Here is a 23,333-nt window from a genome sequence, read left to right on the forward strand (position 1 = left end):
CCTTTCTCTCCTTTCGCCGCCCAAGGGGCGGGCTATTTCTTGCCAGGCCCCTTGGCTGCGGGCTTGGCGGCCGGTTTGGCCGGAGGCTTTGCAGCAGGTTTGGCCCCAGGCTTCGCGGCGGCGGCCTTGCCTCCCTGCTTGGAGGGCTTGGCTGAGGGCTTCTTCTGCTCGGCCCGGCGATCGGCGTCGGCCTCGAAGAGTTGCCGCTTCTTCCTCTCGAAACTCAACACGCTCATGAGCGAAGCCAGCCCAAGGGAGAAAAGCGTCACCAGGAAGATGAGCCCCTTCTGGAAATCCCACTTCTGGGCCAGGATGCCTTCCACCACCCAATTGCTGGCCATTTTACTTGAATAAAAGAGCAGCACGGGAATGGTCAAGAGGGCCAGGGCCAGCCCCACCACCTCGATCCAGACGAAATTTTTGCCCAGAATCATGGCGAAGAGCGTGCTGTCGCGGACGATGCGCAAAGAGACCAGACGCTTGGACAAGGCGATGAGATGTTCCTCGATCTCCGGCACGTGGCGCCGCGCGGTGCGAAAGTTATCCGCAGTGCGCAGGGGCTGGGTCATGACCCAGTTGATACGCTTGACGCAGAAGTTGAAATCGCGGTTGAAGTCGCGCAGGAGCTTGGGGAAGGGAAACCAGCCAGCTTCGTACTGCACCTCGCGCAGGCGTTGGGCATAAAGCTTCACGCGCTCCTTGATGCGCTTGATTTCCTCGTCGATCTGCTTCTGCATCTCCAGGGCGAAGCCGTCCATGCCCTTGCCCACCTCTCGGAAGGCGACATAATTATCGGTATTCGCCAGGGCATCCATACGTTCAAGGTGGGCCAGCGCAGGCTTGCGGAAGGCGTGATCCTCCTCGAACCACTGCGGCAGCTCCTTGAGCAGGGCGGCGACCTTGACGCCGACGACCTTTGCCCGGGCCTGGGCGTCGCGCCATGGCCCCCACAGGCCAGAGAGCACATGCACCCGCCCCCGGTCGATCTCTGTATCAACCAGGATGCGGTTGAAGAACAGCGGGTCGCGATTCACAAGATCGGCGAAGATCTCCAGCGACTGGCCAGTGAAGCCCATTTTGACCATGCATACGCCCTCGCGGTACGTGGGCTCCAGCCACTTGGAGGAGCCGGCAAGAACCTGACGATACAGCCCAAGAGCCTCGCGATAATCCGCCGCAACCTCGCGCAGGCGTGCCTGAAGGAAAAACACATAGCACTGCTGGATGTTGGTCTGGCCGATGCGCCCCGCCTCCTGCCAGTAGAACTGGGCCATGTGGTGGTCATCCGCCTCCAGCGCTATGAAGCCCTCAAGACAAGCGGCCTCGAAGCTGCGGCCAGCCTTGGCGCTCACAGCGCGCACGCACTCCTTGGCCTTCTCCAGGTCGCCCACCTGAAGCGACACAAAGGCTTCAGCCAGGGGCCAAGGCTCCTCTGGGCTCAGCTGCTCAGGCTCCACCGGCCATTCTCGGCTCTTGATGCGCTGCACCACGGGCAGCATGCCAAGTTGATAGGGAACGCCAATGGCGAACATGGCCCGAAACAAGGCAGCGTCAACTCCCTCGCCTCCAAAGAGCGATACCGCCTGTGACAGAAACCGCGTTGGATCGGCCTTCTCGTCCAGGTTCTTAAAAGCCTGGGCCATGTCCTCAAGATTCTTCCGGCCAAGATCAACCCAGACCTGCGAACGGAAAGGCGGCTGCGACTTGCTTGGGCATTGCAGGGCCGCATGATTCTTAAGACCGCAATAATAGCACTCTTTAAGGGCCCCAGCCAGCAAACGGCGCGGCATAGGCATCTCGATGGTGCCCTGGCCGCCCTGCCCTTCCGCCTGTCGAATGCTCACGTTGCACCAGGAGTCCAGGGACTCCTGGTCACCGCCGTAGCTCACTTCGTTGACCTTGAAGGTATCATACAGGGCGTACCCGTCGCGGTACCGCATGTGCAGAAAATCCGATGACAGACGGTCCCAGTCCAGCCCCATCCGATGCGGCAGGTCCATGGAGAAAGACATGCCCCGCTGCTCGGTGATGGCGAAAACGCATGGCCAATAAGCGCGCTGGGTTGCCTTGAGGTCCGCCAAAAGCGTCGAGATCTCCGTGCAGTACAAGCGCAGTTGCCGGTAACTCTCCAGGGGAAATATGACGAAGCCCTTGGCGTCGTCGGCAAGATACCTGATGTTCAGCCGCTGAAACACGCCCTGGACCTCGGCGAAAAAGGCGCGCCAGCCGGCGATGGCCTCGCGCTCGCCCAGCCGCCCCAGTGGCCGGATGACGCCGTACCAATTGGCGGGGGAAGTATAGTCCATGCCCTGGTCGGCAACCAGGGGAGCCCAGCCCACGCCAGCCAAGCCTTGCATGGTGACCACCGGCCCGAAGGACAAGCCGTTGATGGCCTTCATGCCTTCGCTGACCTTGGGGTGCAGCAGCACTTCAAGGTCCTCGGACACGCCAGCCTGCTGCCGGGTCAATTCGCGCGGGACGGACACACTCAGGCTCATGTCGTAACCCACTAAGGCAGTTACTGGAAAAACCTGACAAAACAGCGGCAGAGGATTCAGCTTGGCCCAGATTTGAAGCTTGGCGAGAGCGCGGAACACTTCGGGATTGAAGGACACCCAGAAACTCTGGCAGGGGTCATCCACAAGCTGAACGAGCCCGTGATCGCGCAGGGTGTGGCCCACGGCGTTGTTGAACGAGCCGGACCACACCAGCCACAGGCCGTAGCCAGAGCTGATGAGGCGCGCCTGGGAGACGCTTTGCAGTCTTTCCAACAAGGTCGAAAGCGTATACATTTCCTCTCCAGGTCAACCCCATACCGGAGGTCTCTTATGGACATAAGCCATGCAATCGCAGAACTCAAGAAGCAGCCGGGCTTCACGGATAACGTCGGCATGATTCTCGTCCACAACGGCGTTGTGCGCGGCTGGTCCAGAAAGGACCATGCGGACATCACCGCCATCGAGATCACCCCGGACCAAGCCAAGATCAAGGCCCTGTGCGAGGAGTTCGAAAAACGCCCCGGAATCTTCCGCGCCATCGCCCACGCCAACAGCGGGCTCATGCAACCAGGCGACGACGTGCTCTTCCTCATCGTGGCAGGAGACATCCGCGAGAACGTCAAACCCGCCCTGGCCGATCTGCTGGACCGCATCAAAAGCGAAGCCGTTACTAAGCGGGAAATCTTTGGCTAGCCTGCGCTTGCGCTGCCCTTCTCATCGGCACTCTGGACTGGGAGCATAAGGCTTTAGCCATGGTTATAGTCCAGGTCGTCAACGTCCGCTGGTTCAACGCCACCGTGTGGTACGGGCTTTATCTCGCCCGATTGTTGCGAGATGCCGGCCACACGGTGGTGGTTCTCACTCAGGCTGGCACGCAAAGCCATAAAAAAGCATTGGAATGGGGGCTTGATGCGCGCCCGATGGACCTGAACACGTCCAACCCTTTGCGCCTGGCCGTCACCCTGTGCAAGCTCATCACGCTGTTGCGCGCACTGAAGCCGCAAATCGTCAACTGTCACCGGGGCGAAGGCTTCTTCCTCTGGGGGATTCTCAAAGCTCTGGGCTTCGGGTTCCGGCTGGTGCGCACCAGGGGCGACCAGCGGCCACCAAGGGCCGATGCGCTGAACCGTTTCCTGCATTCGAAGGTGGCCGACGCCGTGGTTGTGACGAACTCGCGCATGGCCCGGCATTTCCTCTCCGCCATGAAGACCCCGGAAGACAAGGTCTGGCTCATCCACGGCGGCGTGGACCGTGAACGTTTCCGCTTCGATTCCGCCGGGCGCGAGCGCGTGCGCGCGGAGTTCGGCTTCGGGCCGCGGGAGACCGTCATCGCCCTGCTAGGCCGCTTCGACAAAGTCAAGGGCCAGCGGGAGACGCTGGAGGCCGTGACCAGGCTGGTCTACAAGCAAAGCTACCGCCGCGTGCGGCTCATGCTGCTGGGATTCGGAAGCGCCACCGGGGAAGACGAGGTCCGGGGTTGGATCAAAGAATTCAAGCTGGAGCGCTTCGTGGTCATAACTGGCCGCCGCGATGACGTTGCCGCCTGCATCTCTGCCGCTGACATAGGCATCGTGGCTTCGCTTTGGTCCGAGACCATCGCCCGCGCGGCCCTGGAGATAATGGCCGCAGGCAGGCCGCTCATCTCCTCGGACGTCGGCGTCATGCCCGACCTTCTGCCGCCGGAAGCCCTGTTCCCGGCGGGCGATGTGGACGCCATGACCCGCATGCTCACACGAGCCATCGACGACGCCTCATTCCGCCAGGAAAATCTCAAGGCCTGCGACCTGACGCTTTCGCAACTCTCCGGGCGGGACTTCCTGCAGCGCACCCTCACCCTCTACGAGGGTTTCTTCGACTAGGCAGAGCCATCCCGGAAGGCCGCTACCAGTCGTTCTCAGAGGCCTGCGCATCCTCGCCGCGCAAGCGGTCGGCGACGGCCATGATGGTGCGCGTGTAAGTGTGGGAGTGGTTGTAGCGATACAGCACGGCCATCTGGCGCTCACGCGAGAGGTTGGCCTTCCAGCCGTTTGCGGAAAGAAACCGGGCCGTGCTGAGCACTGCATCCAAGGGGTTGAACAGATCCACGCGGCCATCGCCGTCCAGGTCGGCACCATAGCGCACGGCATTGGTGGGCATGAACTGGCAAATGCCTATGGCTCCGTAAACTGATCCCGGTATGGTGGCGGGATCATAGCCCGCGCTCTTGGCGTATATCAACAGGGCCTTGAGTTCCTTGTAAGCCCAGGAGGCTTTTTGCGCCGTGCGCCAGCGCAGCCACAGGGCAAGCTCCGGGGTCAGGTCACGGTGCTCTATGTGCGGAGCAACCAGGGAGAAATCGCCCGCAAGGGCCATGCTTGCCAGGGTGGCCAGGGCGCTCTTACTCCCCACGTTGCGACCCAGCTTGGTTTCAACAAGCAGCAGCGCAGTAAGCACTTCTTCAGGCACGCCGTAGCGAAGCTTGGCTTCGCGCAATGCTGTGCGCTGGGTATCCAAAAAACCACGCGCCTGCATGAGGAGAAATGGGTTGAGATAACTGACGTACAGCTCCGGCGCCTCTGACTTCGGCTTGCCGACAGAGAGCTTGACCTCCAGCAACGCGTTCATCTTGCGCGCCATGACAAGGGGATCAAATCGCAGTTCGGAGCGAGAGAACAGCCCGTTCAACCTCACCGGGTCAAAGCCGTCCTCAGCAAGTCTTCGGGTAAGCGGATCCCACACGCCCTGGGCCAGGGCCACGCTAGGCAGCAACAAAACCATAAGCAGAAGCGCGGCCCCGAGAGGCCGCGCCAGAAGACTCCGCTTGCGCGCCTTGCGGGCCGCGCGGCAGGCTAAAGCGCCAAAAGGAATCCGCTCACAGGCGATCCATAGGCACAAAGCCCACCTCCTCATCAAAATCCTCATCCAACTGGTGCGCAAAATCCTGAATCTTATGGGCGGCGCCGCACGCCGTGCAACGCAAACTGACCTCTCGTCAGGCCCGATTCACATACAAAGCGCCACCGCAGACCGGGCACTTCAGGCCATCCAGGGTGCGAACCTCTGGCCGCCTGCGGTATGAAGACAAAAAACTCATGTTCCGGCTCCTAGCGAATCTCCAGAGGCGGATTTTTTTCGCCCATGGCCACATAAAGGTTGGAAAGCGCTGTCTGATAGTCGGACAAGGCCTGAGAAAGAGAGGCCTCGCTCGTGCTGACCTTGGACTGGGCGTCCAACACATCGGTGTTGGTGCCCACCTGGGCCTGATAGCGGGCAAGGGCCATGCGGTAGGACTCGCGAGAAGCCTCCACAGACTTTCTGGCAACGCCGATGCGGTCCGCGGCTTCACGCTGGTTCAGCAGATACTGCTTCACCTCGAACCCGGCGCCCAACTTGGTGTTCTCAAGGTCGGCGCGCATCTTGTTCACGTTTTCGCCGCCGCTCTTGTACTTGTTGTAGGTGCTGCCCCACTGGAAGAATGTCCACGAGGCGTTGGCGCCAACGGTCCAGTACTCGCGGGCCGAGTTGGACAGGTACTTGCTCTCGTTCACCGAGGGGCTGTCGCCCTTTTTATAATAGTTATAGTCTGCGCTGACCTGCGGGTAGAAACTGCTTCCCGCGATGGTCTGATCCTTTTCGGCTATGCCCACGCTCTTGACGCCGATGAGGATATCCGGGCGGGCCTTGTAAGCGCGGTTCAGGCAGTCGTTGAGCCCCATGCTGAACGGCATGTAGCTCAACTCGCCCACATACTCTACCGGAGCCTCAAGGGGCAGGTTCAACAAGGAATTCAGCTTGGCGCGAGTGGTATCCAGGGAGTTCTTGGCCTTGAGCAGATCCTGCTCTGCGTTGGCCTCGTCCACCTCGGCCTGGAGCACGTCGAGCTTAGGCTTCAAGCCGACATCGTAAAAGGCCTGGGTGACCTTGAGCTGCGACTTCAGGCGCTCAACGGAGTCCTGCGCGCTCTTCACGTCCATCTTGGCCTTAAGGTGCGAAAGATAGTTGGTCTGGATGGCGCTGATGAGAGCCAGCTCGGTTTGGGTGAGCTTGGCCTCGTTCTGTTCCTTGGCCAGCTTGGCCTTTTGGAAGGTGGACAGGAGCTGAAAACCCGTGAACACAGGCTGATGCAAGTTCAACTGGGCGGACCAGACGGTCTGGTCGCTGGTGGTGACTCCGCCGGATTTTTGCTGCTGATCGTAGTTCAGCACTCCGTAAGATGCCGTCGCCTTAGGCAGAAAATCAGCCATGGCAGAGTTCACGTCGTACTCGCTGCCCAAAAGCTGCGCGCGCGCTGAAACCATGGTGGGATTGTTGGCCAGGCCATGCTCCACCGCCTGCTTCAGGCCGAATGTGTTCGGCAAAGCCTGGATTGTTCCTTGCGCAGTGGCAGGCTGTGCCGCCATGGCCGCTGTTGGTGCGCCGTCTTGAGCAAAGGCTGGCCCTGCAAGACATAAGGCCAAAGCGAGGACCGGAAGGGTGCGAAAGACTTTTTTGCGCGTCATAAGCTATCCTTGTGCTGCTCGTTTAAGTGCGGCTTCAGGTCGCCGTACTTATCTATCGGTAACTTTCAATCGAACATTAGTACTAAACAGATTAACTGGATGCAAGGATCAATACTCTCATTAAACAGCCCGGCATCGTTTATGCCGATGCGCAATCGGCAGAATCCCCCTGAAGCTTTTCAATGGTGTGCGCCACTGCCGGAAGCACTGCGCCCAGACACTCGCGCACGGCCTTGGGACTGCCAGGAAGATTCAGGATCAGCGCGCCGCCAAGTGTGCCGCAGACAGCACGCGACACGGCCCCACGGGAAGTTTTGGCCAGGCTGGCCAGGGTCATGGCCCGCTCGAAGCCGGCCATGCGCTTCTCAATGACGCGCAAGGTCGCCTCAGGCGTAACATCACGCGGCGCCACGCCCGTTCCGCCCGTGGTGCAGATGAAGTCAAAACCGTCCACGAGCGCCAGTTGGGTCATAAGCGCCGCGATCTGGCGCTCCTCGTCCGGCAGCACGAAACCGCGGGCAAGACAGAGCGGCATCTCGGCGCGGGCCAGCTCCTCGATGAGCGGGCCGGAAGCATCGGCGCGCAAACCAGCCGCCCCCTTGTCGCTCAGGGTTATCCAGGCCAGCGCGAAACCGGTGCGCGAAAGCGCGAGGCTGCGCGCCTCATCCAGGCCGGAAGGCGCGGGCACAAGGGTCTCCACGAGCCAGCACGGGGCCGAGGGCTGGGTGTCGATGCCCGGCCACCAGAATCGCTCAAGCACCCGGTGTTCCTCCTGCTCGCCGCGCAGCAGGTGCCCGGCGCGAAGCCCGGGCAAGGCCTCGCACTGCGCGAAGGGCATGTCCGCTGGCATGCCAGCCGGCAACGCGCCTGCGAAGAGCAGAAAACGCTGCCCTGCAGTCTGACCGGTAACCAGCCCAGAGTGCCTTTGAAAGCGCAAAGTGATGTCCGTGGACGATTGGCTCATGGCGCCTCCAATAAATTAGGCCAGAAGAACGGCGATGATGCCCGCCAGGAATATGCCGTCAAAGGTGCCTGCCCCGCCGATGGACAACAGCGGCGCATCGAGCACGGCCAGGGTGCGCCGGTTCAGCAGGTGCGCCAGATCCGCGCCGATGAGCGTGCCGAGCGTTCCGGCCATGTAGGCCGCGCGCGGCGCCAAGGACTCGTGCCCGGCCAGCTCTGGAGCCAGCAGAATCGCCGTCATGGCCGCCACAGCCGGCGGCAGCAGCACGGGCACGCCGATTCCGATGCCGGGCATGGGCCGGGCCAGCAGGTAGCACGCCAGGGCCGGAATCAGCACGCAAAGAATCACCCAGGCGCCGAGGACGCCGGAGGCCTGCATCTGCCACAAAAACCAGGCCGAGAGCAGACAAGGCACGATGCAGCCGCCCACGTTCACGGCGATGGTCTGCTCCGAGAGCAGCAAGCCGTCGTCCTGCTGCTGGCCGAAGGGATTCTGGCCAAAACGCAGGCGGCCCATTTGACCGGAAAAACCGAAAATTCGGCTGGCCGGGGCTGGTTCGCCGCGCACAAGGCGCGTGGTGCGGTAAAGCGGAAGGTTCCAGCGGCTGCCTACAAGGGTGAGCAGAAACAGCGCCAGCCCCTGCGCGCCAGTGAGGCCCAGCTTGCCGAAGGCCGAGGCCACCAGGCTCACCGGCAGGGCGATGAACAGGCCCAGAAAAACAATGACCACGAGGGCCAGCAGAAAGAGCGGCGGTGCGGCCTTGAAGAACATGCATGCTCCTTGATGATTTCGTGCGGGGCCTTGCGCTGGCCTCGCGCCCGGCTTGCAGTTGCCAGGGGCGGGCCAAACAGGGTATCCAGCTGCGGAGACTAGCAACCCCGGCCCGCGATGTAAACCGCGCGCGGCCATTCAACCATTGCGGAGCGATCATGAAGGGCATCATTCTGGCTGGCGGTTCGGGCACACGGCTGCACCCCCTCACCCGCGTCATAAGCAAACAGCTTTTGCCCGTGTACGACAAGCCGATGATCTACTATCCGCTGTCAACGCTCATGCTGGCGGGCATCCGCGACATATTGGTCATCTCCACCCCGTCCGACCTGCCCCGCTTCGCCGACATGCTGGGCGACGGGTCGAGCCTGGGCCTCAACTTCAGCTACGTGGCGCAGCCCAGCCCGGACGGCCTGGCCCAGGCCTTCATCCTCGGCGCGGACTTCATCGGCAAGGATCCTGTAAGTCTGGTGCTGGGCGACAACATCTTCCACGCACAGGGCCTTTCCGGCGTGTTGCAGCGCTGCGCACAGCTCCAAAAAGGCGGCACCATCTTCGCCTACCCCGTGCGCGACCCGGAGCGCTTCGGCGTGGTCGAGTTCGACGAGGAGCAGAAAGTGCTCTCCATCGAGGAAAAGCCGCGCGTTCCCAAGTCGCGCTATGCGGTGACAGGGCTATATTTCTACGACAACGACGTGGTGGACATCGCGCGCTCCCTCAAGCCCTCGCATCGCGGGGAACTCGAAATCACAGACGTGAACAACGCCTATCTGAAGCGCGGCGACCTATCCGTTGAGTTGTGCGGGCGCGGCTGGGCCTGGCTGGACATGGGCACGCATGAATCGCTTTTGCGCGCGGCCAACTTTGTGCGCATGGTGCAGGAGAACCAGGGCCTGCGCATCGCCTGCGTGGAGGAGATCGCCTACCGCATGGGATACATCGACGCCGCACAGCTTGAGAAGCTGGCCTGCGAGATGCTCAAGAACGACTATGGGCAGTATTTGATGGAAGTGTTGCGGGGGTAGGGTCTACTGCGACACTCACATGAACAACAGGTCTAACTTGTCACGAATGGTTTTCACAAAAACCACGGCACGCTTGGCTTCTACTTGGGCCACATATATTTCGCCCATGCTCTCACCTGGAGTAGCAACAGCTTTTTCGTGGACAACTTCTTTACGAACCCCTCGTAATCTCTCTGCCTCGTCTAACAAGGCCGAGTCTGCGACACCAAGCCGCTTTAGCTTCTTCTCATAAACTTTTTTATCATTCCAGTTGTTTGGAAATTTTCGAGTTCCGACACAGTACAGCAACGCTTCCAGATAACAGCACGCAAAAATCAACGCGATACACGCTTGCTTAAACGACTGCTGATGGGGATCAAGAATTAGGATGAGCCCCTCTTCACCGCCAGGCTTTGGCCTTGCCTGTTCACTGCCTAACCTTTCTGATTCGGCCAAAGCATCTTCTGCAATCTCAAGAAATGCCCGCTGACTTGTTATCATCGTGACCAACTGTTTTTCCTGCACCTTGCCTGCCCCTACCCCTTCGACTTACTGCACTTCGTCCCCTTGTCCGACAGGGTGCAGGTGGCGTTCTCCAGCAGCCAGTCCTTGAAGGCCATGTCCGATTGCAGGATGTGGTCGATGAGCCAGCCGCGCAGAAACTCGCGCACCTCGTCCACGGTGACGCGTTCCTGGTGGTACAGTTCGCGCTGCCAAAGCTTCACCTGATGCTTCAAGCGCTCGTGCTCAGTGTGATGAGCCCCATGTTCTGGATAGCGCAGCTTCTCCATCCGCTCTTCTTCTTCGCGAAAATGAACGATGGTATACTCGCGTAGTTCCTGAACGAACTCATCAACGCCAAGGGTGCCCAGCTTTTCCCGCACGGCAGCGATGACGTTGTTGGCTATTTCGATCAGCTTCTTGTGCTGGTCGTCGATTTCCGGGACACCGGTTTCAAGCTTGCTGCTCCACATCAGTTCACTCATTTGCACTCCTCTCAGTTCTCCTGGCATTCTCGCTTCAGGCTTGAACGATTACGCCCGGCAAGAGCGAACTGCCCCCGCAAGCCCACCCTACCCCACCAGCCTGCGCGCCAAATCCAGCGCCGCGACGAAGCTCGTCAATTTCGCCTTGCCCGTGCCCACCAGATCATAACCAGTGCCGTGGTCCGGCGATGTGCGGATGATGGGCAGGCCCAGGGTCACATTGACGGCCTCCCCAAAGTGCAGAAGCTTCAGCGGCGCAAGCCCCTGGTCGTGGTACATGGCCACCACGGCGGCATAGCGCCCGCGCGCGGCGAAATGGAACAGCGTATCCGCCGGAATCGGCCCGGCCACGTTCAGGCCCGCGGCCTTGGCCTCGGCCACGGCAGGCCCCACCACCTCCATGTCCTCGCGCCCAATGCGCCCGCTCTCCCCGGCATGAGGGTTCAGGCCGCACACGCCGATGGGACCGCTGAGGCCCAGGCGCGTCACGAAAGCAGCAGTGTGTTTGATGGCCCGCAGAATGGCCTCGCGCGTGACCATACGCGGCACGTCGGCCAGGGGCGGATGCGTTGTGACAAGACTGACGCGCAGCACCAGGGGCGGCTTCTCGCCAGGCGCAGTCGCAGCCGGCATTGGCCCGCACAAATGCATGGTGACGTTGGCCGCTCCAACCCCCAGGCCCTGAGCCAGAAATTCCGTATGGCCGGGAAACAGGAACCCGGCCTCCTGCAAGCTGGCCTTGTTCAGCGGGCAGGTGACGAGCCCCTGGATGACGCCAGCCTTGGCCAGACGTACGGCCAGCTCCAGGCTGCGGCCAGCGGCCAGCCCGCCGGATATGGCCACCTCGCCGGGCGGGTAGTCCAGCCCCGCCAATCCTTTGGGTTCAACAAAATATGCTCCCGGCCCGTGCGCGACCAGTTGCTCGGACAAGTTGGCGCTGGCGTCCAGCACCTCGAAAAAACGCGGGCGGCCCTCCAGGGCGCGCACCAGCGGAGCCAGCGGTCCGATGAGCACCAGTTGTTCCGCGCGCTGATCGTAGCCCTGGGCCGCATCGGCCAGGGTGCGGACCACCAGCTCCGGCCCCAGGCCGCAGGGGTCGCCCAGGGTCACGGCCAGGATGGTGGAACGTGAGGGTGCGCTCACTGGCCCTCCTCGCCCCGCGTGAAGGCGATGGCGGCCAGGGGCGGCAGGGTCAGGGTCAGGAAGCAGTCGTTTCCGTGCTGGGCGGCGTCTTGCCCGCCGCCGTTGCCCACGTTGGATCCGCCGTAGATTTCGGCGTCGGAATTCATGACCTCGCGCCACCAGCCAGGGCCAGGGCAGCGCACGCCATAGTCGTGGCGCACCACGGGCGTGAAGTTGAACACCCAAAGCACTGGCTCGCGGCCCGGCGCCTTGCGCACAAAGCTGATGACGGAGTTGCTCCAGTCGCGGAAGTCCATCCACTGGAAGCCGTCCCAGTTGGTGTCGGCCTCATGCATGGCCGGACGGCTTTTGAGCAGGTGATTCAGATCGCCCACAAGACGCGATATGCCCGTGTGCGTGGGGAAGCAGTGCAGTATCCAGTCCAGCTCCCGCTTGCAGTTCCACTCGTTCCACTGGCCGAACTCACACCCCATGAACAACAGCTTCTTGCCCGGGTGCGCCCATTGATAGGCCAGCAGCAGGCGCAGGTTGGCGAACTGCTGCCACTGGTCGCCGGGCATCTTGGACAAAAGAGCTCCCTTGCCGTGCACAACCTCGTCATGCGAAATCGGCAGTACGAAGTTCTCCGTGAAGGCATAGAGCATGGAGAAGGTCAGACTGTTGTGCTGATAGCCCCGGTACACGGGATCTTTGTGGAAATAGGACAAGGTGTCGTTCATCCAGCCCATGTTCCACTTGAAGGTGAAGCCCAGGCCGCCGGTGTAGGTAGGGCGCGAGACGCCGGGCCAGGCGGTGGATTCCTCGGCGATCATCAGCGCGCCCGGATAGTGCGAATGCACCACCGTATTGAGCTCCTTCAGCAGCGCGATGGCTTCCAGGTTCTCCCGGCCGCCGAAGACGTTGGGAATCCATTCCCCGGCCTCGCGCGAGTAGTCCAGGTAGAGCATGGAGGCCACAGCGTCGATGCGGATGCCGTCGATGTGGAACTCCTTGAACCAATAAAGCGCGTTGGCCAGCAGGAAGTTCTTCACCTCATGGCGGCTGTAGTTGAAAATGTACGTGCCCCAGTCCGGGTGCTCGCCCTTGCGTGGATCCTCGTGCTCAAAGAGCGCGGTGCCATCGAACCGGCCCAGGCACCATTCGTCCTTGGGAAAATGGCCGGGCACCCAGTCAAGGATGACCCCAATGCCTTCCTGGTGGCAGCGGTCGATGAGAAAACGCAGGTCGTCGGGCTCGCCGAAACGCGAGGTGGGCGCGAAATAATGGCTGGTCTGGTAGCCCCACGACTCGTCCAACGGGTGCTCGGCCAGGGGCATGAACTCGATGTGCGTGAAGCCCAGCTCCTTGACGTAGCTGATGAGCTCGTCGGCCATCTGCCGGTATGACAGGAAGCGGCCCTCGCGCATGCGCCAGGACCCGGCGTGAATCTCATACACGGACTGCGGACGCGAAAGCGGCGGATCAAAGCGGGCGCGTTCTTCCAACCAGGCGGCGTCATTCCACTCGTAGCCGTCAAGTGGGCAGGTGCGCGCTGCGTTGCCAGGGCGCATCTCGGCGAAAAAGGCGAAGGGGTCGGTCTTGAAGACCGTACGGCCTCCCTGCTCCTTCACGGCATACTTGTAAAGCTCGCCATCAGGCAGGCCGGGCACGAAACCCGCCCAGATGCCGGAGGAGCCCACGGGATGCAGCGGGTGGGACTTGCCCAGCCAGTTGTTGAAGGGGCCGACCAGGCTGACCTTGCGGGCGTTGGGAGCCCACACAGCGAAGCGGTAGCCCCTCTCCCCCCATTGTTCGTGGGGGTGCGCGCCCAGGATGCGGTAAAGATCCCAGTGCTCGCCCTTGCCGAAGAGGTAGAGGTCAAAGGGCTCTATGAATATCGGCTGCGTGACGTGCTGGCTCATGCTGCGGACTCCTGGTTGGGGCGGACTCTCTGCGGCGGCAAGTCGAAGTCCGGCCTTCTCAAACCTTCTACCCTACTTGCCAGCCGCAGACAATCATTGCGAGGCAACACGGAAGCCTGTCAGATCCCCATGAGTTCCGCCAGCGGCTCCCAGTCTCGCAAAAGCCCGGCCATGCGGTCGTAGCCCGCCGCGTCCGGATGGATGCCGTCGGCCTCAAGGGAGGCCATGTAGGCTGGCGCGGCAGCCAGGGGCTGGTGGAAGTCGAAGGTTGGGATGCCCAGTTCGGCGCAGATGCCGCAAAGCGACAGGCCCACCTGCCGGATGTGCGCGGACCACGCCGGTTCGAAGGCTGGCGGCGGCGCGATGTACAGGGTGCGCCCCAGGCTGGCGGCGCAGCTGAGAATCTCCCGCGACACGCGCAGGGTCTGGTCGCCGGGCACATGAAACTTGCCGTCCGCCGCGCCGAAGCTGAACACGAAGGCCATGTCCTCGCCAGGCCTGCGACGGCGGTCGGTCTCCTTACGCCAGCGCGCGGCGATGCGCACCGAGGAATCGCTGCGCAGGCCCAGGTTGCACACGGTAAGGCTCCGGCTGCGCGCCGGGTCCCTGGCGAAGCTCTCACGCGCCAGACGCCCCACCCAGCCCAAGGCCTGCTGATCGCCAATGCCCTGAGTGAGAGAGTCGCCGATGAAACAGATGACCATGAACGCCGCTCCTAGCTGTTTTTGAGCCGGGCGGTGGCGCGCTCCACGCGAATGGCCACCACAGCGGTGATGCCAAGGAGCTTCTCGTCATAGGGGAAGGCGTCGCTTCCGGCGTATTTCTTCATGATGACGCCCAGGGCCGCCAGTTGGTCCTTGGGGTCCGTAAGCAGGCTCGCCTTGCCCGAGCCCAGCACGCTGTGAAACTTGTAGCCCCACTGACAAGCCTTTTCGCCGGTCTTCATCTCCAGTCCCGTGGCGGCGGAAAAGGCCACAGGGCTGCCGGACTCGACTGCACGGCGCAGACACTCGATCTTGCGGCCCTTCTTGGCGGAGTGCAGATACAGCACGCCGTCCTCAAAGGCGAAGTTCACGGGCACGCTGTACAGGCCGTCGGCATCGGAAAGGGCCAAGGTGGCGTATTCCGCCCGGCTCAGAACATCGGCTACGGCTTGGGGATCTTCGGTGACGTCTTTACGCATGAAAACTCCAAATGGTTGCGGACTGGTTGCTCTGCAAACGGCCCGGTTAGCTGCCGACGACAATCTACGCTCTTTACCAAGGGGCTTCAACCGTTGCCAATCTTGCGGGAAAATCGAGACATTCAGGGATTGCCAGGGTGGGCGCAGGTGCTTACCATGGCCGGGTACAGCATCGCGTGGGGCCCGTGCGCCTGCGCATAATCAGGAGAAGCCATGAAATCCGCCATTCTGCTTTTTCTCGACCAGCCTCTGCCCGTCCTGAGCCAGCTTGCCCCAGGCCAAAGCCCTGACCCGCTGGCCCTGGCCCTGGTGCGCGACACCCTGCGCAACCTGGCCGATGTGGAGGCGGACGTGTTCGTTTTCCTCACCCCGGACCAGGACAAGAATCAGGCCCGCGCCATTCTTGGCAAGGACGGCTTCAAGCTGGCCAACGCCCTGGGCCGCAACCTTCAGGTCCAGCAGCGCAACGCCTTCCGGCTGGTTTTCGCTCGCGGCTATGAGCGGGCCATCCTGCTCTCCAACGCAATGCCCGACCTGCCGGGCTTCACCGTGCAGGCCGCGCTGGACTCCCTGGGTTGGAAATGCTGCTGCCTCGGCCCCGTGCCCGGTCCCCAAGACACAGGCGGCAGCCCGGACCAACTCTACGCCCTGGGCTTCGACTTCGAAGGCTACACCACCGACGCCCTGGACATGGTGGACCACGAACGGCCCAACGTGTTCGGACGCCTGGAGACCCTGCTGCTGTTCTACGAACGCAAGGTCAAGGTGCTCGCTCCTTACAGCCCCGTCAGCACCTTGGACAGCATTCCGGCCCTTGTCGAGCGCTGCAAGGACACGCGCTTCGCGCTGCTGCCCTCCTTGCGTCTGGCTGCGGAGCGCGCGGACAGCTAGCCGTCAGACGATGGCCCGGCCCGGCCTGGGCGCCTCGCCCAACAGTTCGGCGAGGACGCCCAGCCCCCGCTCCAACTCCTCACGGCTGCGCGCAGCGGAAAGCGACACCCGCACCGAGGCCGGAGCCGGAGTCTGCCCCACAGCGAAGGCATCCCCCGCAATGACCACCACCCCGCGCAATCCTGCCGCACGTTCAAAATCCGAAGCCCGCCAAGGTTCGGGCAAAGCAAGCCAGATGAAATAACCGTTCTTTAGTCCTAAGAAATCCCGCCCTGCCAGCACCTTGCCCGCCACGTCGTTGCGTCGCGCGGCCTCGGAGCGCTTGCGGCGCATGGTCGCGTCCGCCATGCCATTCAGAATCCACGAAGCTGCAATCTCCGCGCACAAAGGCGAGGCCATCCACGTGGTGCCAGTGATGCCCAGCCCCAGGCGCTCCACCTGCTCTGGCGGACTCTTCACAAAAGCCACCCGCAGCCCCCCCGCCACCATTTTGGAAACGCTGGCGATGAAGAACGTCCGCTCCGGCGCAAGATTCGCCAACGAAAATAGGGGCGATTCAGCTGTCAATGCATACGCCGCGTCTTCTATCACCAGCAGATTGCGTGAGCGCGCCAGCTCGGCCAGCCGCCCCTGACGCGCCGCGCCGGGTGTGGCCGTTGTGGGATTATGAGCGCCGGGCATGCAGTACAGTCCGCGCACCCCCTCTCGTGCACAGGCCTCCTCCAGCGCCTCCGGCACCACGCCCTCAACATCCAAAGCCACAGGCACAAGTTTGATACCGAGGAGCGCCGCTGCGGACATCAGCCCAGGATAATTTACGTTGCCTGCAGCCACACGGTCGCCGGGACGAAAGAGGACCGAGAGCAGCACAAGCAAGGCGTGCTGGCCACCCGCAGTCACAAGGACCTGTTCAGGGTGGGCCGCGACGCCGAAGCGAGAGCACCACAGGGCCCCGGCCTCCCGGTGGCGCGCCATGCCGCGCGAAGGCTGGTAACGCAGAAAATCCTGAGCGTCAGGCCGTGCAGCCAGCTCACTTAGTGCAGCGCCCAGATCTGGATCCAGGCCATACATGCCTGTCACCAGCCCCAGGTCGATACTCTGACGTGAGTCCTGCCCGCCGCCCCACCAGGGGATTGTCCCATTTTCCGATGGACAGATGATGGTGCCGCGCCCCACTTCGCCACGCACGCTGCCGCGGCGAGCCGCCTCGGCATAGCCACGGGTCACAGTGCCAACGGTAACGCCAAGAACATCGGCCAGATCCCGATGCGTCGGAAGACGCTGCCCGGGCACAAGCCTTCCCTTGGCCAAGTCAGCCTCAATGGCATCAGCCAATCCCAGATACTTGGGTCGGTCCTCAGGGAGGAAGGGAGTCCATATTGTCATGGTGACAATAATCACATTGACCAGAGCATCGTGTCAACATAGAAAATCAAAGAAAGAAGAACTTCCTCTGATACAACAGCAAACTACGGGCACAACAAATACAAACAATCACAAATTGTATCCATACACAATGACGGTCGGCGGTTGAAGCCAGACAGTCCCACACCAGACACAGACCCAGGAGGAAACAATGACCCCGGAACTACTCGCTTCACTCTGCCTCTTCGCCATCGTCACCTCCATCACGCCAGGCCCAAACAACGCCTTGCTCTTCGCTTCCGGGGTCAACTTCGGAATTCGGCGCACGCTGCCGCACCTGCTGGGAGTGACCCTTGGCTTCACGTTCATGCAACTGGCTATCGGCCTGGGCGTCGGCATGGTCTTTGAGGCCGTGCCCGGTCTTTATTCAACCCTGCGCGCCCTGGGCGTGGCGTACATGCTTTACCTGGCCTGGCGCATCGCGAACTCGACCCCGCCCGCCACGGCGGAATCGGGAATTGATGCAGTGCCAGCAACAACCGCACGCCCCATGACATTCTTCGAGGCCTCAGCCTTCCAGTGGGTAAACCCAAAAGCTGTAATGATGTGCGTCACCGCGGCCAGCACCTATGCGCCGCCCGACCAGCCCGTCATGGGTCCGCTCATAGTCGCGGGGGTCTTTTTCGTTGCAGGCATGCCCTGCGTAGGACTGTGGGTGCTGCTTGGCAGGGTCATGCGCGGGCTCCTGCAAGACCGCCGCAGGCTGCTGGCCTTCAACTGGTCCATGGCCGTACTGCTGGTGGCCAGCATGGGCCCCATGGCCAGGGACATCCTGAACGATGGGCTATTTTAGGGCTGCGAGACGGGGGAGACGGACATGGTGCCCATGCTTTCTGAAATCTGGCGGATTGCTGCGCACCGGCTCCGGCCAGAGAAAGCGCCCACGGCAAAGCTGTCCCTGGCCGGCCCCAGCGCCAGCCGAGCTGGCCTGGCCAAAGCCCTGCTCTGGGCGTGTCTGCCCGTGCTGGCCGGGCTTGCTCTGGCGCAGCTGAAATGAGGGCTACTTGCGGGGCAAAACCGTGCGCAGGTCGGATTCCAGGTCGGCATAGGCGGCGGCCACAGACTCGCGCATGGCGCGCACAAGCTCTTGCGGGGTATTGCCGGATAAAGGCGCGCTCTTGCGGTACTCCCGCGTGAGCAGCACCTTGCGCTCATCGCCCGTGGACTTGAGGAGCAGGAACTGCATCTCCACCACCGCCTGCGGGGGCTTCACGGCAAAGTCGCCGTGCAGGGCCGTGACGTTGCCCTCAAGGATATAGTCCGGCGCGGCGAGGCTGCCTGGGTCGACCACATTGGCGCAGACGCCAGCCGCCGCGAGCCAGGCCCGCAGATCCTGGGTCAACATGTCCGCCGGGCTGACGAAGAACATGTTGTAGTAATCCGCTGTCCAGGCCGAGGGCGCGGTGCGGTACACCAGCTCGCGGCCCGCAGCCCGCGGCGACACGTGCAGGCGCCGCACCAGCATTGTCGCAGGGGATGCGGCCAAAGCCGGAACGACGCCGGGTGCCGGACGCGCGGTTTCCAGGGCATAGAAGCGCTTTTCCACGGGCTGGCGCTCCAGCTTGACGCACGACGCGGCAAGGGGCAGCACCAGCAACATGGCGAGAATGGCGGCAAATGCACGCATGGAGCCTCCGTCTACTGTCCGCCCAGAGGCGATTTATCCGGCGCCGGGCCGAAAAGCATGCCCGCAGGGTAGCGCTTGGCCTCGCCGGTGAGTTCTCTCAGATTGTCCACAAGACCGCGCGCACTGTCGAGGATGCCCTCCACATTGGCCTGCTGCGCAGCGGTAAGCTGCTCCACCCGCCCCAACACCGAGTTGAGGCGCTTGGCCGCAGACTTGAGTTCGCCAACGGTTTCGCGCGCCTGCTGCATCGCTCCGGGCATCTCGGCCAATTGGCGGGCGGTTTCTGGATTCGCCAAAAAGGCCTCCAAAGCCTTGGCCGAGACCTTGAGACTTGCCACCATCTCCTTGGATTCGCGCACAAGCTGCACAGTGTCTGGCCCTGCCCCTTCCACGACCTTGCGCATGCCGGCCAAGGTCTTGGCCGCCTCGGGCACGAGGGTTTCTGCGGCGGGATCGGCCAGAAGAACGTTTATGCGCGCGATGAGCGTGCGGGTCTGGTCCAGTGTGGCGGAAAGCTTGGCCCCCATCTCCTTGGGGTTGGTGTTGTCCAGAAAGGTGCTGGCGCTGTCGGCGAAGCGCCGGAAGCTCTTCACCGCCTCCGGCAACTCGGCCTTGTCCATGCCGGAAAGGGTGTTGCTGATATCGAGCACCGCCTGCTCCACCTTGGAGAGGGTGCTGGAGGCGGAAGGCACATAAATCCTCACGGGCTCCCATTCAATGGGCAAGGGCGGGTTGCGGTCCGGGTCCACGTAATCGAGCCCCAGGAAAAGCTGGCCCGTAAGCCCCTGCGAGATGGTGCGGGCGCGCAGGCCGTGGGAGACCTCTTCAACCGCCTGCTCCCGCGAGGACTTGTCCCCCATGGTGCCGAAGATGTCCTTGTCCAGGGTGCACAGCACATAAACGTAGCGATACCCCGCCGCCTTCTGCCCGTACTTCCCGGCCACAAAGCTTATCTCGGACACGCTGCCCACGCGCACCCCGCGGAATTTCACCGCGGAGCCCACCTCAAGCCCGTTGACGGACTCGTTGATGTAGGTTTCCATCTGATAGGTGCGCTGAAAGAACTTGCCCGCGCCCAGGGCGAAAAGCACCACGAAAAGCAGCACCACACCGCCGATGACAAAGAGCCCAAGCTTGAAGTAGTCGCTGCCGCGGATCATGAACAGGCCTCCGCCGATTGAGGTGGCGAAATCAAGGGTGAGGGATGCTGCTGCCCGTCAGCGGGAGGATCAGGCACGCGGGCCTCGCGGTCGAAGAAGCGCCGCACCCGGGGGTCGGTGCTGCATTGGTTCAGACTGCGCGGATCGCCCTGGGCCACAATGCCCTTGGCGTGCGCATCGAGCAGGATCACCCTGTCAGCGATGGACAGGATGCTCGGCAGCTCGTGAGAAACGATGACAAAGGTGATGCCCAGGCTCTCGGCCAGGCTGCGCACCACGCTGTCGAGTTCGGCGCTGGTCACGGGATCAAGCCCTGCGGAAGGCTCGTCCAGGAACAGGATGGCCGGGTCCAGCGCCATGGCGCGCGCAATGGCCGCACGCTTGACCATGCCGCCGGAAAGCTCGGAAGGCATGACGTTGCCGAACCTCTCCAGCCCCACCAGGGCCAGCTTCACCCGGCTGACGGCCTCGATGGCCTCCTCCGGCAGATCGGTATACTCCTCAAGGGGCAGGCCCACGTTCTGAAGCACCGTCATGGAGCCGAACAACGCGCCCATCTGGTACATGACGCCGATGCCCTTGAGGATGGTCAGGCGCTCGTCGTTGTCCGCAGCCACGATGTCGCGGCCATTCAGCACGACGCTGCCGGAAAAAGGCGGCAGCAGGCCGATCATGTGCTTGAGCAGCGTGCTTTTGCCGCAGCCGGAGCCCCCGATGACCACAAAGACCTCGCCGCGGCCCACGTCAAAGGACACGTCCTTCAATACCGTCAACCGCCCGTAGCCGCAGGTAAGACCGCGCACGCTGATGATGGGCTGGCGCGCGGCGGCGCTGCTCTCTGCGGGCGCGGGGGCGGTGGTTTCCGGGGTGGCGGGTTCGCTGGCTTGCATCTGTTGTTCCCGACATGGCCTTTATCAGAACTTGAAATAATAGAACAGCACGGCGAACAGGCCGTCCGCCACGGTGATGAGGATAAGCCCGCTGACCACGGCCCCGGTGGTGGAGCGGCCAACGGCGCTGGCCCCGCCCCCGGTGCGCAGCCCCTTGAGGCAGCTCACCCCGGCCACCAGCAGGCTGAACACCAGGATCTTGATGAGGCTGCCCGTCAGATCCGTGGCCTTGACGTTGGCGAAAACGCGCGAGGTGAACGTCACCAGCGGAAAGCCTATGGAGAGCATCACCAGCGCCCCGCCCACCAAGCTGGCGAAATTGAAGAACAGGGTCATGACCGGAACCACAACCAAAGAGGCCAGGATGCGCGGGCCCACGAGAAAGCGAACTGGACTGATTCCCATGGTGGTCAGGGCGTCCAATTCCTCGTTGACGTGCATGGTGCCGATCTCCGCCGCAAAGGCGGAGCCGGAGCGCGCCGCAAGCAGGATGGCCGTGACCAGGGGGCCCATCTCGCGAAACATGACCAGGCCCAGCATGTTGGGTACGTAAATTTCGCCACCGAAGCGCTGTAAGGTGATGACCGACTGAAAACTCATAATGAGCCCCATGAGGAAGCCGATCAGGAGCAGGATGGGCAGGCTCTCCACCCCTACGGCGGTGGCTTGGTGTATCACGTCCTTCCAGCGCACCCCGCGTGGGTGGCGGAAGGAGCCGTAGAGCACGCCTGCGCTTTCACCCACGAAACACACAAGCTCGCGCAGATCGCGGAGGATGAAGCCGAACTCGCCGTCCAAGAACCCCTTTGGGCTGCGCTGCGCCGGAGCCGTCTCGGCATCGGGCGCTTCCGCGCGCATGGCCAGATCAAGCAGGTGCCGGTAACGGGGAGGCAGGCCCAGCATGTCGACCTTGATCCCTGCGGCCTGGCCCTCGGTGTGAAGCTTCACCAGCAGGGCGAGTCCCGCGCCGTCGACGTATCCGGCGCCGTCGAGCTCAAGACGCAGAGAGGTTAGCCCCCCGGCGCGGACGCGGGCAAGGGCGGGTTCCCACAGGCGGGCAACCACAGCGGCGTTCAGGTCGCCAGCGAGGCGCACCACGAGTTCGCCGGGGCCCTCCTGCCGGAGCGTGAGGCCCTCGATCTGCGGAGGCTTTGAGGAATCGCGCATGATATGCCACTGCTACCGCAAAGCAGGGGGAAAGGCAAAGGCCGCCTGATGGCCCTGCCATCGTCCAGAAACTGCACCCCGGCTCGCGGCCCGGCCTGCTTGGCGGCGCGGTCGGAATAGGCGGACTCGCCCGGCGCGGGGTCCTGGTTCAGCGTCTTCTCGCCGTCATCATATACAGGCTTGACAACATCGCCTTCAGTGTATAGCTTTACACCAGAACGCTGTCGCGCCTTGAGCACCCCGGGCAATTATGGCCCGGACATGTCCTCAAGGATCGCGGCAGTTTTCTTTTTTCAAGGGAGACAAGTTCGCCCGCCGCAGCTTTTCCCTCAAGCAAACTCTAAAATCCACCTTGTGGTCGTTGACCCCCTCCAGCATCTATTTTTATATATTTTCAGAAATGCTCACTGCTGGCCACGAAGAAGCCGGACTCACGTCCGGGGGGTGCGTGGAGGTACCGGTGGGCATTTCCTTTTCAGACTTCAAATCATAGAGCCGAAACTCATCCAGATCTACAGCTCCCGGCGACCTTTCCTTCGCTGTCAGCTTCACCACACAAGCGCTGCCCCCCTCCGCGAACAAGGGGTGCACTGGCCGCAGAGGCGGAGCAGGCAGAAGCGCCGGGGGCGAATCTTCGTTGAGCACCGGCTCCCTGCCGCGTGCTTGACGCCGGACAGCACCAGACGTAAACGATTTAGCAAAGTGCCTTGACCCGCCGGTCTCGCCAAGCCTTCTGGCTCGGTATGGCGGGCAGGGCGCTTTCAATTTATGGCGCTGCATTATTATCCGCCCCCAACCGACGCCCTCCGCCCCATACAGTCTTGACAATATAGCTCGTAGACTTTACGAAGAGATCGTTCGGCGCGCACGAAGAACCCTGACAGACGCAGGTTCGCCCTGCTTTAGATTGTCAGACATGTCCTCCAGCGCGTCGACTCTTTTTGAGTCCAAGAACACCAGCGCAACTCTCTTGGCCGCGCCCTGAAGCAGGCATGGCCCCAACGCCACCACTGCCTACGGGCAAAGAGGCCTCCCCATCAGCTCTCGGCGCACTTGCTGCGTCTCTGATGGAGGAGGCTTCTTCTTTTGCGTGAACCGTACTCGCCACGCCCTCCAGATCCGCCAATCTTCCACGCGATAGCGCCCTCCCCGTCCCGTCCAAACCCGGCATTATTGATGCCTACTTCCCCCAATCGCCGCACAACCCCCTTGACATTTCGTCGAAAACAGAATTTTATTCTCGAA

The 23,333-nt window shown here is 62.4% G+C and carries 23 protein-coding genes; 6 read left to right on the forward strand and 17 right to left on the reverse strand.

From position 1 onward, the window contains the following. Positions 1-32: 32 nt before the first annotated feature. On the reverse strand, positions 33-2,792 hold the full coding sequence (locus Q8O35_RS11310; protein ID WP_305573337.1) for a lipopolysaccharide assembly protein LapB: 2,760 nt from the start codon (positions 2,790-2,792) through the stop codon (positions 33-35). A 36-nt stretch (positions 2,793-2,828) separates the two neighbouring features. Here Q8O35_RS11310 and Q8O35_RS11315 point away from each other — a divergent pair, with 36 nt between their 5' ends. Together Q8O35_RS11315 and Q8O35_RS11320 are read left to right on the forward strand one after the other, a co-directional pair. Then, a complete protein-coding gene (locus tag Q8O35_RS11315) occupies positions 2,829-3,191 on the forward strand; it encodes a molybdenum cofactor biosynthesis protein MoaE (RefSeq protein WP_305573339.1) in 363 nt (120 codons plus the stop codon). Positions 3,192-3,250: 59 nt separating this feature from the next. After that, positions 3,251-4,357: a glycosyltransferase family 4 protein gene (locus Q8O35_RS11320; protein WP_305573341.1), complete on the forward strand. Its 1,107-nt coding sequence runs from the start codon at positions 3,251-3,253 to the stop codon at positions 4,355-4,357. A 22-nt stretch (positions 4,358-4,379) separates the two neighbouring features. On the opposite strand, the gene Q8O35_RS11325 is transcribed toward Q8O35_RS11320, so the two are convergent. The 5 genes from Q8O35_RS11325 to Q8O35_RS11345 all read right to left on the reverse strand — a co-directional run bounded on the left by Q8O35_RS11325 (position 4,380) and on the right by Q8O35_RS11345 (position 8,711). Continuing rightward, complete coding sequence (locus tag Q8O35_RS11325) at positions 4,380-5,255, reverse strand: lytic murein transglycosylase (RefSeq protein WP_305573343.1); 876 nt, start codon at positions 5,253-5,255, stop codon at positions 4,380-4,382. 94 nt (positions 5,256-5,349) lie between these two features. Continuing rightward, the gene (locus Q8O35_RS11330; protein WP_305573345.1) at positions 5,350-5,457 is read right to left on the reverse strand and encodes a dual CXXC motif small (seleno)protein; all 108 of its coding nucleotides are present in this window, start codon (positions 5,455-5,457) and stop codon (positions 5,350-5,352) included. A gap of 124 nt (positions 5,458-5,581) precedes the next feature. Further along, positions 5,582-6,877, reverse strand: a complete 1,296-nt coding sequence (locus Q8O35_RS11335; RefSeq protein ID WP_305573347.1) for a TolC family protein — start codon at positions 6,875-6,877, stop codon at positions 5,582-5,584. A 238-nt stretch (positions 6,878-7,115) separates the two neighbouring features. Next, a complete protein-coding gene (locus Q8O35_RS11340) occupies positions 7,116-7,940 on the reverse strand; it encodes a molybdenum cofactor biosynthesis protein B (RefSeq protein ID WP_305573349.1) in 825 nt (274 codons plus the stop codon). Between the two features lie 15 nt (positions 7,941-7,955). After that, positions 7,956-8,711, reverse strand: a complete 756-nt coding sequence (locus tag Q8O35_RS11345) for a DUF1614 domain-containing protein (protein ID WP_305573351.1) — start codon at positions 8,709-8,711, stop codon at positions 7,956-7,958. Between the two features lie 158 nt (positions 8,712-8,869). Between Q8O35_RS11345 and rfbA the strand changes: the two genes are divergently transcribed. Further along, positions 8,870-9,736, forward strand: a complete 867-nt coding sequence (gene rfbA / locus Q8O35_RS11350; RefSeq protein ID WP_305573353.1) for a glucose-1-phosphate thymidylyltransferase RfbA — start codon at positions 8,870-8,872, stop codon at positions 9,734-9,736. A 15-nt stretch (positions 9,737-9,751) separates the two neighbouring features. On the opposite strand, the gene Q8O35_RS11355 is transcribed toward rfbA, so the two are convergent. The 6 genes from Q8O35_RS11355 to Q8O35_RS11380 all read right to left on the reverse strand — a co-directional run bounded on the left by Q8O35_RS11355 (position 9,752) and on the right by Q8O35_RS11380 (position 14,928). Then, on the reverse strand, positions 9,752-10,240 hold the full coding sequence (locus tag Q8O35_RS11355; RefSeq protein WP_305573355.1) for a hypothetical protein: 489 nt from the start codon (positions 10,238-10,240) through the stop codon (positions 9,752-9,754). Between the two features lie 11 nt (positions 10,241-10,251). Then, entirely contained in the window at positions 10,252-10,701 is a 450-nt protein-coding gene (locus Q8O35_RS11360) for a bacteriohemerythrin (RefSeq protein ID WP_305573357.1), read from the reverse strand. An 87-nt stretch (positions 10,702-10,788) separates the two neighbouring features. Further along, the gene (pdxA, locus tag Q8O35_RS11365; RefSeq protein ID WP_305573359.1) at positions 10,789-11,844 is read right to left on the reverse strand and encodes a 4-hydroxythreonine-4-phosphate dehydrogenase PdxA; all 1,056 of its coding nucleotides are present in this window, start codon (positions 11,842-11,844) and stop codon (positions 10,789-10,791) included. Beyond that, positions 11,841-13,745, reverse strand: a complete 1,905-nt coding sequence (glgB, locus tag Q8O35_RS11370; protein WP_305573360.1) for a 1,4-alpha-glucan branching protein GlgB — start codon at positions 13,743-13,745, stop codon at positions 11,841-11,843. Before glgB ends, pdxA begins: the two co-directional genes overlap by 4 nt. Positions 13,746-13,864: 119 nt before the next feature. Continuing rightward, positions 13,865-14,449, reverse strand: coding sequence for a GDSL-type esterase/lipase family protein (locus Q8O35_RS11375; RefSeq protein WP_305573361.1), 585 nt, complete (start codon positions 14,447-14,449; stop codon positions 13,865-13,867). An 11-nt stretch (positions 14,450-14,460) separates the two neighbouring features. Next, on the reverse strand, positions 14,461-14,928 hold the full coding sequence (locus tag Q8O35_RS11380) for a pyridoxamine 5'-phosphate oxidase family protein (RefSeq protein WP_305573362.1): 468 nt from the start codon (positions 14,926-14,928) through the stop codon (positions 14,461-14,463). A gap of 213 nt (positions 14,929-15,141) precedes the next feature. Here Q8O35_RS11380 and Q8O35_RS11385 point away from each other — a divergent pair, with 213 nt between their 5' ends. Then, on the forward strand, positions 15,142-15,819 hold the full coding sequence (locus tag Q8O35_RS11385; RefSeq protein ID WP_305573364.1) for a DUF2064 domain-containing protein: 678 nt from the start codon (positions 15,142-15,144) through the stop codon (positions 15,817-15,819). A gap of 3 nt (positions 15,820-15,822) precedes the next feature. Here Q8O35_RS11385 and Q8O35_RS11390 read toward each other — a convergent pair whose 3' ends face one another. Continuing rightward, complete coding sequence (locus Q8O35_RS11390; protein ID WP_305573366.1) at positions 15,823-17,205, reverse strand: PLP-dependent aminotransferase family protein; 1,383 nt, start codon at positions 17,203-17,205, stop codon at positions 15,823-15,825. Positions 17,206-17,395: 190 nt separating this feature from the next. Between Q8O35_RS11390 and Q8O35_RS11395 the strand changes: the two genes are divergently transcribed. Together Q8O35_RS11395 and Q8O35_RS11400 are read left to right on the forward strand one after the other, a co-directional pair. Beyond that, entirely contained in the window at positions 17,396-18,037 is a 642-nt protein-coding gene (locus Q8O35_RS11395) for a LysE family translocator (protein ID WP_305573368.1), read from the forward strand. A gap of 24 nt (positions 18,038-18,061) precedes the next feature. Then, positions 18,062-18,241, forward strand: coding sequence for a hypothetical protein (locus tag Q8O35_RS11400; RefSeq protein WP_305573370.1), 180 nt, complete (start codon positions 18,062-18,064; stop codon positions 18,239-18,241). Between the two features lie 3 nt (positions 18,242-18,244). On the opposite strand, the gene Q8O35_RS11405 is transcribed toward Q8O35_RS11400, so the two are convergent. The 4 genes from Q8O35_RS11405 to Q8O35_RS11420 are packed head-to-tail and all read right to left on the reverse strand — an operon-like array spanning position 18,245 to position 22,088. Beyond that, entirely contained in the window at positions 18,245-18,871 is a 627-nt protein-coding gene (locus tag Q8O35_RS11405) for an ABC-type transport auxiliary lipoprotein family protein (protein WP_305573372.1), read from the reverse strand. An 11-nt stretch (positions 18,872-18,882) separates the two neighbouring features. Beyond that, a complete protein-coding gene (locus Q8O35_RS11410; protein WP_305573374.1) occupies positions 18,883-20,031 on the reverse strand; it encodes an MlaD family protein in 1,149 nt (382 codons plus the stop codon). Beyond that, the gene (locus Q8O35_RS11415; protein ID WP_305573377.1) at positions 20,028-20,921 is read right to left on the reverse strand and encodes an ABC transporter ATP-binding protein; all 894 of its coding nucleotides are present in this window, start codon (positions 20,919-20,921) and stop codon (positions 20,028-20,030) included. The genes Q8O35_RS11410 and Q8O35_RS11415 overlap by 4 nt, the downstream gene beginning before the upstream one ends. A 24-nt stretch (positions 20,922-20,945) precedes the next feature. Further along, on the reverse strand, positions 20,946-22,088 hold the full coding sequence (locus Q8O35_RS11420; RefSeq protein ID WP_305573379.1) for an ABC transporter permease: 1,143 nt from the start codon (positions 22,086-22,088) through the stop codon (positions 20,946-20,948). Positions 22,089-23,333: the final 1,245 nt, after the last annotated feature.

It is taken from the genome of Humidesulfovibrio sp. (assembly GCF_030689645.1).
GTDB lineage: Bacteria > Desulfobacterota > Desulfovibrionia > Desulfovibrionales > Desulfovibrionaceae > Humidesulfovibrio.

Excerpts from the sequence above, each read along its gene's own strand:
- Q8O35_RS11310 (WP_305573337.1), bottom strand. The coding sequence starts at position 2,792 with ATGTATACGCTTTCGACCTTGTTGGAAAGACTGCAAAGCGTCTCCCAG.
- Q8O35_RS11315 (WP_305573339.1), top strand. The coding sequence starts at position 2,829 with ATGGACATAAGCCATGCAATCGCAGAACTCAAGAAGCAGCCGGGCTTC.
- Q8O35_RS11320 (WP_305573341.1), top strand. The coding sequence starts at position 3,251 with ATGGTTATAGTCCAGGTCGTCAACGTCCGCTGGTTCAACGCCACCGTG.
- Q8O35_RS11325 (WP_305573343.1), bottom strand. The coding sequence starts at position 5,255 with ATGGTTTTGTTGCTGCCTAGCGTGGCCCTGGCCCAGGGCGTGTGGGAT.
- Q8O35_RS11335 (WP_305573347.1), bottom strand. The coding sequence starts at position 6,877 with ATGGCGGCACAGCCTGCCACTGCGCAAGGAACAATCCAGGCTTTGCCG.
- Q8O35_RS11340 (WP_305573349.1), bottom strand. The coding sequence starts at position 7,940 with ATGAGCCAATCGTCCACGGACATCACTTTGCGCTTTCAAAGGCACTCT.
- Q8O35_RS11345 (WP_305573351.1), bottom strand. The coding sequence starts at position 8,711 with ATGTTCTTCAAGGCCGCACCGCCGCTCTTTCTGCTGGCCCTCGTGGTC.
- rfbA (WP_305573353.1), top strand. The coding sequence starts at position 8,870 with ATGAAGGGCATCATTCTGGCTGGCGGTTCGGGCACACGGCTGCACCCC.
- Q8O35_RS11360 (WP_305573357.1), bottom strand. The coding sequence starts at position 10,701 with ATGAGTGAACTGATGTGGAGCAGCAAGCTTGAAACCGGTGTCCCGGAA.
- glgB (WP_305573360.1), bottom strand. The coding sequence starts at position 13,745 with ATGAGCCAGCACGTCACGCAGCCGATATTCATAGAGCCCTTTGACCTC.
- Q8O35_RS11375 (WP_305573361.1), bottom strand. The coding sequence starts at position 14,449 with ATGGTCATCTGTTTCATCGGCGACTCTCTCACTCAGGGCATTGGCGAT.
- Q8O35_RS11380 (WP_305573362.1), bottom strand. The coding sequence starts at position 14,928 with ATGCGTAAAGACGTCACCGAAGATCCCCAAGCCGTAGCCGATGTTCTG.
- Q8O35_RS11385 (WP_305573364.1), top strand. The coding sequence starts at position 15,142 with ATGAAATCCGCCATTCTGCTTTTTCTCGACCAGCCTCTGCCCGTCCTG.
- Q8O35_RS11390 (WP_305573366.1), bottom strand. The coding sequence starts at position 17,205 with ATGACAATATGGACTCCCTTCCTCCCTGAGGACCGACCCAAGTATCTG.
- Q8O35_RS11395 (WP_305573368.1), top strand. The coding sequence starts at position 17,396 with ATGACCCCGGAACTACTCGCTTCACTCTGCCTCTTCGCCATCGTCACC.
- Q8O35_RS11400 (WP_305573370.1), top strand. The coding sequence starts at position 18,062 with ATGGTGCCCATGCTTTCTGAAATCTGGCGGATTGCTGCGCACCGGCTC.
- Q8O35_RS11405 (WP_305573372.1), bottom strand. The coding sequence starts at position 18,871 with ATGCGTGCATTTGCCGCCATTCTCGCCATGTTGCTGGTGCTGCCCCTT.
- Q8O35_RS11410 (WP_305573374.1), bottom strand. The coding sequence starts at position 20,031 with ATGATCCGCGGCAGCGACTACTTCAAGCTTGGGCTCTTTGTCATCGGC.
- Q8O35_RS11415 (WP_305573377.1), bottom strand. The coding sequence starts at position 20,921 with ATGCAAGCCAGCGAACCCGCCACCCCGGAAACCACCGCCCCCGCGCCC.
- Q8O35_RS11420 (WP_305573379.1), bottom strand. The coding sequence starts at position 22,088 with ATGCGCGATTCCTCAAAGCCTCCGCAGATCGAGGGCCTCACGCTCCGG.